This window comes from Candidatus Syntrophosphaera sp. (genome assembly GCA_019429425.1).
Classification (GTDB): domain Bacteria; phylum Cloacimonadota; class Cloacimonadia; order Cloacimonadales; family Cloacimonadaceae; genus Syntrophosphaera.
In genome coordinates, this window is record JAHYIU010000017.1 from 22028 (window position 1) to 30927 (window position 8900).

The 8900-nt window shown below is 59.2% G+C and carries 7 protein-coding genes; 1 reads left to right on the forward strand and 6 read right to left on the reverse strand.

Going from position 1 to position 8900, the window contains the following annotated elements:
• Positions 1-2 precede the first annotated feature (2 nt).
• Positions 3-902, forward strand: coding sequence for an AEC family transporter (locus K0B87_03040; protein MBW6513715.1), 900 nt, complete (start codon positions 3-5; stop codon positions 900-902).
• 829 nt (positions 903-1731) lie between these two features.
• Here K0B87_03040 and K0B87_03045 read toward each other — a convergent pair.
• The 6 genes from K0B87_03045 to K0B87_03070 all read right to left on the reverse strand — a co-directional run.
• Complete coding sequence (locus K0B87_03045; protein ID MBW6513716.1) at positions 1732-2892, reverse strand: type II and III secretion system protein; 1161 nt, start codon at positions 2890-2892, stop codon at positions 1732-1734.
• Between the two features lie 7 nt (positions 2893-2899).
• A complete protein-coding gene (locus K0B87_03050; protein MBW6513717.1) occupies positions 2900-3757 on the reverse strand; it encodes a hypothetical protein in 858 nt (285 codons plus the stop codon).
• Entirely contained in the window at positions 3754-6003 is a 2250-nt protein-coding gene (locus tag K0B87_03055) for a hypothetical protein (GenBank protein ID MBW6513718.1), read from the reverse strand. The genes K0B87_03050 and K0B87_03055 overlap by 4 nt, the downstream gene beginning before the upstream one ends.
• Positions 6004-6043: 40 nt before the next feature.
• Positions 6044-7252 carry a Flp pilus assembly complex ATPase component TadA gene (gene tadA, locus K0B87_03060; protein MBW6513719.1) on the reverse strand — a complete coding sequence of 403 codons (1209 nt, stop codon included), beginning with the start codon at positions 7250-7252 and terminating at the stop codon, positions 6044-6046.
• Positions 7253-8098 (reverse strand): response regulator, encoded by an 846-nt coding sequence (locus tag K0B87_03065; GenBank protein ID MBW6513720.1) that lies wholly within the window; start codon positions 8096-8098, stop codon positions 7253-7255.
• Positions 8099-8146: 48 nt separating this feature from the next.
• The coding region (locus K0B87_03070) for a hypothetical protein (protein ID MBW6513721.1) at positions 8147-8900 on the reverse strand (754 nt) is incomplete at its 5' end.

Sequence of the window (8900 nt, forward strand, 5' to 3'; positions counted from 1 at the left end):
CGATGAATCTCCTCAATTCGCAGAATCTGTTCCTGATCCTGTCCTTCGGCCTCGGCCTGGGGCTCAAACAATTGAAGCTCATGTCCCGGGAAGACGCTTCCGTGCTGCTGCGCCTGGTGCTGAACATCTGCCTTCCGCCGATCATGATCCTGGCCATCTACCGGGCCACCCCCTCGGCGGACATGCTGCTGGTAACGCTCAGCGCGATGCTGGTGGTGGGTGTCCTCTTTCTTGTCTCCAGTTTCATCGGCCATCATCTGAACATGCCCCGCCCCACCTTTGGCAGTTTTCTGGTGGGCACCATGATCATGAACACCGCCTTCGCCCTGCCCTATTTCAAGGCCATCGGCAGCGAGGAACTGGCCCGCGCCTCGCTCTTCGACATCGGCAACACGATCCTCATCTTCACTTTCAGCTATTATAACGCGATCAAGTTTGGAGACAACCGGCACACGGACAAGATCCGGCTGTCCCGGTTTCTCACCCTGCCGCCAGTTTGGGGATTGCTGGCAGCTTTCGCGATCAAGGCCCTGCGCCTGGAGATCCCCGCGCCCGCGATCAGTTTTCTGGAGATCCTGGGCCAGCCCATCGGCTTGCTGATGATGGTGGCCCTCGGCCTGGCTTTCGCTCCCCAAAAGTCCCACCTGGGCAAGGCGCTGATCGCCGTCTTCATCCGCATGGGGCTGGGCCTGGCGGTCGGCTTCCTGCTTTCCCTCGCCTTTGGCCTGCAGGGCATTCCGCGCACCGTGGTGATCGTCTGCTCCTCCCTGCCCGTGGGTTTCAACACCCTGATCCTGGCCAACCGGGAAAACATGGACCGGGAATTCGCCGCCACCATGGTCTCCCTTTCCACCCTGCTCGCCCTCTTCACCATCCCCCTGCTGATCCACATTCTGGCTTAGCCCTCCTGATCACTACGCTATCATTACGGACTCAATACGGACTTTGTCCGTAATGAGTCCGTATTGACACCGTATTGATAAGGAGGGCGACAGGATGAAAATCCATTTTTACCATCAGTAAAGTGAGGTGGGGTGTAGTAGGTCGTTGCTGGGTGTTGTGGGGTGGAGTCCGGAGGACGGCAGTGCATTAACACGGTATGCAGCGACACAGGCCGGCAAAGGAGCGGAGCGAGTTTGCGGGACCAGGAGCGGAATGCCGTGCTGAGTGGTTCCGGTTTTTGCCTGATTTCCTAACCTGCCTAAACGTGATGGAAGTCCGGAGGACGGCAGTGCATTAACACGGTATGGAGCGACGCGGGACCGCAAAGGAGCGGAGCGAGTTTGCGGGACAAGGAGCGGAATGCCGTGACACCGGGGGAGGAGCAGGTGATCGATCACGGAGCCAGTCCGGAGGACGGCAGTGCATTAACACGGTATGGAGCTACGCGGGACCGCAAAGGAGCGGAGCGTGTTTGCGGGACCAGGAGCGGAATGCCGTGATAGTGGCGGATATAATGATTGTTTTTCCTACCCCCACCCCCACCCCCATTGGCGGGACGCCGGCCCGCCAAAGGGGGTGGGGGTGGGGATATTTTATAATTGGGATCATACCGCCATAGTCACGGCATTCCGCTACGCTCCATACCGTGCTAATGCACTGCCGTCCTCCGGACTCAGGAAAACACCACAACGCCAAAACGTTACAACGCCCCATCCCGTGAAAAAAAAGGCGGGAACCGTAGGCAACGGGTCCCCGCCTGCAATGTTTGTTTATAATCAGTTTAACCGATCAGTCTTCCAGATAGCCCCAGTCGCCCGCTTCCGGCGGGATCTGCGAGGCCGGCGGGGCCTTGGCCGCCTTCACGGCGCGCTGGTAGGCGTTATCCACCACATCGGTCCGGAGGAAGATCACCAGTTCGCGCTGATTGACCTCATCCTTGTAATAGCCGGTGAGGTAGCGGATGCCGAAGACCCACCAGGGCAGGTCCTTGAGGATGGGGATGCCGCTGCGGGTGCGGATGGTGTCGGTGTCGTAAAGCCCGCCGATCACGGCTTCCTCGCCGTTATAGAGCACCAGTTCGGTGTCGGACTTGCTCTTGTTGATGACGGTGGTGATGGCGCCGGGAACCGCGCTGCTGCGCTCCACGCTCACCCGCATGTGCACCACTTCCTCGCCGTCGACCTCCACCACTGTGGGCTCGACCTGCATGATCACGCCGGTGGAGAAGAACCTTTCGGTGGTATTGCCGGCGTCGTCCAGCATCTTGACCGAGAAATCCTGGCCCACCTGGATGTAGCCACGTTTGCCGGAATTCACGATCAGGTTTGGCTTGGCGATCACGGTGCCTTTCTGGTTGGATTCGATCACCTTGAGCAGGGTGGAAAGCGTGATCTGGGTGCCATTGACGGCGAAATCGGTGTCCATGCCAATGCCGAAGAGGTTGCCTGGAACCTGGGTGGCGCCCAGGAAATCCGCGCTCACGGTAACCTTGCCGTCGAACACGGTGGACCAATCGATCCCCAGGGATTTCAGGTAGGTGCGGTCGGCCAGCATGGCGATGGCGTTGATGCGCACCTGCTTGGAATTGGCGTCCAGGGTTTCCGCGATCGTTTCCTTGATGGTCGCCTCAGTGACGGGGACGTTGCCGAAGGCGAAATAGCCGGGCAGTTCCGAGACCACGAGGTTGTTCTTCAGGGCGATCAGGTCCATGGCCTTGCGCCAGGGAACTTTATGCAGGGGGATCCCGATGCTGCCGCCGTAGTTGCTTTGGTTGAGGATCTTTTTGTTCACAAACTTCAGGGAGGAGATCTCCAGGATCTGCACAGCTTCGTTGATGCGCGTGTCTTCGCTGAGGGTGACCTTGCCGTCCTCGGTCACGGCCATGGTTTCCGCCGTCAGGCAGGCAGCCATCAGGGCAATGAGAAGGATACATAGAGTTTTTATTTTCACGATAACCTCACTGGTTGTTGATTACAATTGTATAGTCTTCTTCGAGACCGTATTTATCAAGCCGGAAGATGACCTTGCCGGCGGCTTCGTCGATCTTGTACAGATAGCCCCAGGCGACCCGGCTGCCCTTGGAAAGGATGCGGATGACGCCGCTCGAATCGCGGAAGAAGGCCATGCCGCGGGACATGCCCAGGAGCACTGCATCCTCGACGTCCAGCAGGGAGGGATCGACCTCCGGGGGCAAAACGACGTCATAGATGCGGGGCTGGAACAGCGCGTAACCCGTGTAGGGCGCTGCCAGGGCCTTCATGGATAGATCGTTGGCCAGGGGCCCGCCGGGATAGAAATGGGTGTGCAGGACCATGGAGAAGGTGACGGTGTCGGCTTTGGCCGCGCTTTCCGTGTTGATGGTGAAATCTTCGATGGTCATGGCGATCCGCTGATTCTCGATCTGGCTGGCCAGATTGAGCAGGTTGCGGTAGGAGGCGGAGCCGTTGATCACGTATTCGTGAAAGCGGTCCTCGGGTTTTTGGGCGTCCGTGGCGGCGAAGTTGAAATCTATGTTCAGGCCCATCCACCTCATCACGTCCAGCAAATAGCCGTAGGTGACGGCCGGATTGTCCTCCCCGATCACCAGTTTGCTCTGCTGGTGCATCATAGCTTCCTGCAGTTCGTATTCCGCCCGCAGGGAATCGATGGTGCTCAGTTCCACCTTGAGCGAATCGATGGAAAACTGGGTCTTGCGGTTGGCCTCCGCCAGTTCGTCCGTCTGTTGGCGGATGCCGTTGTATTGCCAGTACCAGAGGGCGAAGATCAGGATCAATATGGCCCCGAGGATGATGGAGTTCCTGGTGCTGTTACTCATTGGGCACCTCCTCTGCCGATGGCGGCAATGTCGGCTTGCACCTGCCCCTGCATCGGATGCTCGGCGTAGTCTTTCTGCATCAGGTTGTAGAGCCTGCGATAGCGGTCATAGCCGGTTTGATGGTCGATCCGGGCGGCCAGCAGCAGCGCGTAGGGATAATGCGCGTCCACGTAGCGCACCAGCGGGTCCAGAACGACCTTGGCGTCTATGTATTCCCCATAAATGTAGAGCTTGTTGGCAAAATGCCAGCGGAGCAGGCGGTTCAGCCGGCTCTGGGGATATTTGTTGATGAAGTCATAGCCCAACTGCTTGAATCCCTGTTTGTCGCCCCGGTTCACTGCCGCGATGAAAGCGTTGTAGGCCGCCAGCTCATTGGCGGGCGCCTGTTTCTGCCAGTCGCTGGGCTGGGGCATATAGGCCTTGTCGATCGAGGGCAGCTTGTTGCCGGTTGTGGAGGCTGTCCGGGGAGCGGGAGCAGGAGCGGGTTGCGCAGCGGCTGGCTTCTCCGCGGCTGCTTTTTCCGCCACGGCCCTGGCCTCGGCGGCTTTCTTCTCCGCGGCTGTTCTGGCTTCGAGCGCTTTTTTCTCCGCCGCTGTCATGGTTTGAGCGGCCTTCATTTCAGCCGCCTCTTGGGCGGCGGCGGCTTGCTCAGCCGCGGCCAGTTCAAGCGTGGCCTTTTCCTTTTCAGCCCTGTTCCGGGCCAGCAGTTCCGCTGTCTCAGCCTCTATTTTGGCCACCCAGTCCACAGATGGGAAATCCGAGGCGATCTCAAAGTTCCAGACCTTGAAGTCGCGGATCTCTGCGCTGGTGACCCTTTGAATGCGGCTTTGGGGCAGGGTGGCGGCGATGTCGATCACATGGTTGCGGTTGGTGGTGACGCCGCTAAGCTGGAGCCGTTCTCCGTTCCTCTTCAGGTTGGTGAGCCAGCTTATGGGGCGGGCCTGGGCCACCCGGTTGAGGGTGTCCAGCACCTCGGACCAGGGATTCTTGCCCTGGATGACGCCGCGGATAACCTCGGTGTTTCGTTTGAACTGTTCCAGTTCGGCCTTCATCCTGGCGATCTCCGCGGCCTCGACCTGAAGCACCGCCAGTTCGTGCTGCAGGCGCCTCTGGGCCTCTTTTTCGTGTTTGAGGTTCGAGCGCACGGTGAGGAAGGCTATGGTCCCCAGCAGCGCGAGGGCGAAGATCAGGCCCAGGATCAGGTAGCCGTGCCAGGCGACCTTGAAGGTCCTCTGCGCCTCAATCTGTTTGCGGGTGAGGAAATTGCTGGGAGTATAGCGCGCTTCGTCCGGAAAGAGGGCCTTCTGGGCGAGGGCGATGGGCAGGGCGAACTGGGCCAGGAAAACCTCGTTGTAGAGGTCGGCCTTGCCGTTGAAGACTGTCAGGTTCGGAAAACTGAGCAGCGAGGTGCGGCCGGAATCGTGCTTGTTGAAATAGCGCACCAGCTCATCCGAGGCCAGGTCGCCACAGATCACGATGCGGTCCGGTTCGGGCTGCTGGGCGTTGTCCAGGGCCAGGGAAACGCGGGAATGGATCAGTTCCGCCTCGGGCAGGTCCTGGGTGATGTTCAGGTTATAGATATCCACCAGGCCGCCCTGGTCGAAGAGGAAGGCTTTGCGGAATTCCCGGCCCAGATACACCAGCAGGTGGCGCTGTCCGTCGCCCAGGTTGTTGGTGCGGTAATGGTCCGCCAGGGCGATGTCGTTGGCGTCAGCAAGCTGGTAGTAGAGGTTTTTCTTGTTGCGCTTGCCGTAGGTCTTGAGCAGTTCGTATAGCTGGTTCGGGCCCTGATGCAGCCAGATCTGGGAAGTTCCGCCCACGTCGAAGCGTGAGGTCTGCCATTCCCCGTTCTTCTGGTGTTGGGGGGTCAGGTTGCTGCGCAGGAAGACCCTTTCCGCGGCTGCCGATTCCGGTATGTCCAGCCCGCGGCTGAGATTCTCCTCGCTTACGTTGATGGCGATGACCCCGCTGTCGAGCCTGACAGAACCGAACATCCGGTCCCAGGGGGTTTGCTTCAGGCCGGTCACATATTCGGAGGCGAATTCATCCAGGTTGATCTCTTCTCCGCTGGGGCGGGTCTTCTCATACTCCGCCAGCTGTTCCGGGGTCACGTAGAGCGGCTTGTCCAGCTCCACGTAGTCCAGGTTCATCAGGTAGAGATGGTATCCGTCCCGCTGGAGGCAGGCCATCTTGATGATCTGGCCGTCTTCCAGGATTCCGAAAGAAGTTTTGGGGTTCTTTTTCATAGCTTTTCCTTATCTCCCTTGGTGCCGGTTTTTCATTATCTTATGTCATTGATATCAGTTGGTACATGCGTTTTTTGTTGTTGGCAAAGCTCATGGCGGTCTTGTTCGTGATGATCCGCCGGCGCATCAGTTCGTGCAGGTCCTGCTCCAGGGTGCACATGCCGTAGCGCTTGCCCTCCACCATCATCTGGTAGATCTCGCCGATGTTCTTGTTGCGGATGGCAGCCTGGACGCTGGCGTCCACGGACAGGATCTCCCGGGTCATCACCAGCTTGTTGTCCACGGTGGGGATCAGCTTTTGGGAAACGATCACGCTCAGCACGTCGGCCAGGCGGTTGCGCACGCGTTCCTGCTCCTCGGGCGGAAATTCCGCCACGATGCGGTGGATGCTGTCGATGGCCGAGCTGGTGTGCAGGGTGGTGAAGGCCTTGTGGCCGCTGTCCGTGATCTCCAGCACGGTGGAGATCGTGTAGGGGTCGCGCATCTCGCCCACCATGATGATGTCCGGGTCCTGGCGCAGGGCCTCGATCGCCCCGTTGGCGAAGGAGATCACGTCCGCCCCCACCTCGCGGTGGCGCACCAGGCAGAGCTTGGATTCGTGCACGTATTCGATCGGGTTGGCGATGATCACCACGTGGCCATGGTTCTCAATGTTGTTCATGTCGATGATGGCGTCCAGGGTGGTGCTTTTGCCGCTGCCGGTGATCCCGGTGACCAGGATCAGGCCGGTCTTTTCAAAGCGCAGGTTCATCCGCTCCTGGATGGGAGGGGGCATGCGCAATTGGTCCATGGAAAAAACAAAGTCGTTGATGCGGCGGAAGTTCACACAGGCGTGCCCGCGGTCCAGATAGGCGGAGCCGCGGAAGCGGATCTCCTTATTGCCTTCCCGGGCGATGGCGGAAAAATCCAGCACCATGTTGTCGAAGAGCCTCTGCTTCTGCATCGGGCTCAGCCAGCTGGTGATGATGGCCGTGGTCTCCAGATAGCTGTATTCGCCGTAGGCGGTGAGGGGTTTCTTATTGCCGAACACCCTCATCCAGATCTGTCTCGCGCAGCCGGGCGCGCCGAAATCGATGTCAGAGGCTTCCTTCTCCTTGGTAGCCAGCAGCCAGCCGTGCAAAAGGTCGCGGGCTTCCTGCTTCCAAGCCGGGTTGCGCTCGATGATGCTGTCCACGGCCAGGCAGAGCTCGGTCCCGGACAGCCGTTCGTCGACCTGCGCGTGCAGTGCTTCCTTAAAAGTCAGTGGCATTTACAATTCCTGTTCTTCCTGGGTGCTGCCCGCGCCTCCGGACAGGAACAGCCTCATCGCTGTCCGCTTCCATTTGATGTGCAGGCAATGGATAAGATTGATCATAAAGCGTTTGGTGAGAGTTTCGTCCTGATAGGCAAAGAACTCCCAGATCCGCTTGCGGCTGAAATGGCGGAGCTGCGTTTCTTCCAGCGCCACCAGATGGGTGAAGACGGCGTTGGGATAGACGAAGGTCTCCTCGCCCCAGAAATCGCCTTCCCCCAAAGTGTCCACCAGGGCCTGGTCATACATGGCGTCCAGCCTGCCCACCTCCACCCAGATCATGGAGGTTTGTTCGTCCGTGAACTGGATCAGGTCCCCCCGCTCGTAGGACCGGAGGATGCCGGTCTGGCGGAATTCCCATTGCTGGTCCTGCGTGAAGCCCCGCAACAGGATCTGCTCGATCAGCTTGCCGGGCAAAAATTCCGTGTTCTCGCGGCTGGGGCCGGTGTTCAGGGCGGCGCTGAGCACCTGCAGGAGGTTCTCGACCTGGATGGGTTTGGAAATGCAGGTATAAGCCCCGTGCTGGCGGGCCTCCTGCTCCAGCTCAAAATCGGCAAAGGTGCTGATGGCGATGACCGGCGCTTTGGGAAACAGCCGCTTCAGGCCCTCGATCCGCTCAACGCCCTGCTGCCCGGGCCACTGGATGTCGGCAATGACGACGTCGTAACTGCAGGCTCCCGCCGCGGCTTCCGCCCCGGGCAGGTCGGCCACGTATTCCGCCTCATAACCCTTTTCTTCCAGCCAGTCTCCGACCGTTTCCCGGGTGAGCTCGTCACCGTCCACGATCAGTACTTTTGCGGGCATCAGTTTCTCCTCTGTATCCAATGTAAAAAACTCAATATTCCTTTGATATCAATCCCGGATATAGGTCACCTGGCTGGAAGTAATCACGTTGTTCCAGAAGTAGGCGTCGATCTCATCCGCCGTGAGCGCGTAGTTGTACAGCCCGCTCCGGTCCATCTTGCCTTTGAAGAACCAATCGTAATCGCAGAGATGGTAATCGCCATAATCCACTTTGGTCACTATCGCCCCGTGGCTCACTCCCTCCTGGGTCTTGATGATCGGGCCCGGCGCGTTTACGCCGCTCGCGAAGTCGTCATCCTGGACATCCAGGAGGATAACCTCGCCGTTTATCACCTTGAAGCGCTTGGTATAAACCTTGAGGACGCTGTTTCCCCCTTCCTGGCTGAAGGTCATGCCCACGAAGTCCCAGGGCTCCCTGTCGCTGCCGGGATTGCTTACATTCACGTCCCCCATCCGCCAATCCCATTCCATGGTCACCTCAAACAGCTCCGTCCCGCCGTCCAGGCCGGCGCCAAAGTGCATTTGGTTGTCCTGATACCAGATCCCGATGCTGGGATAGTTCAGGCTGTTCGGGGGTTCGTCGCTGGGCATCCAGATCAGGGCTGCCGGGGGATGGCCCTCTTGCGTCAGGCTCTGGTCGGCTTTGAAAAACAGCACCAGGGTGAATTCATTTGCCACCCACATCGAGGGGTCGTCCGGAGAGAAGAAGGCCGTGGGCGTGCCGTCGTTGGCGTAGGGCCCGTCAAAATAAGCCCCTTTCCAGCCGTTGATGTCCTCCGGGCTGGAGTGCATCTTGTATTTA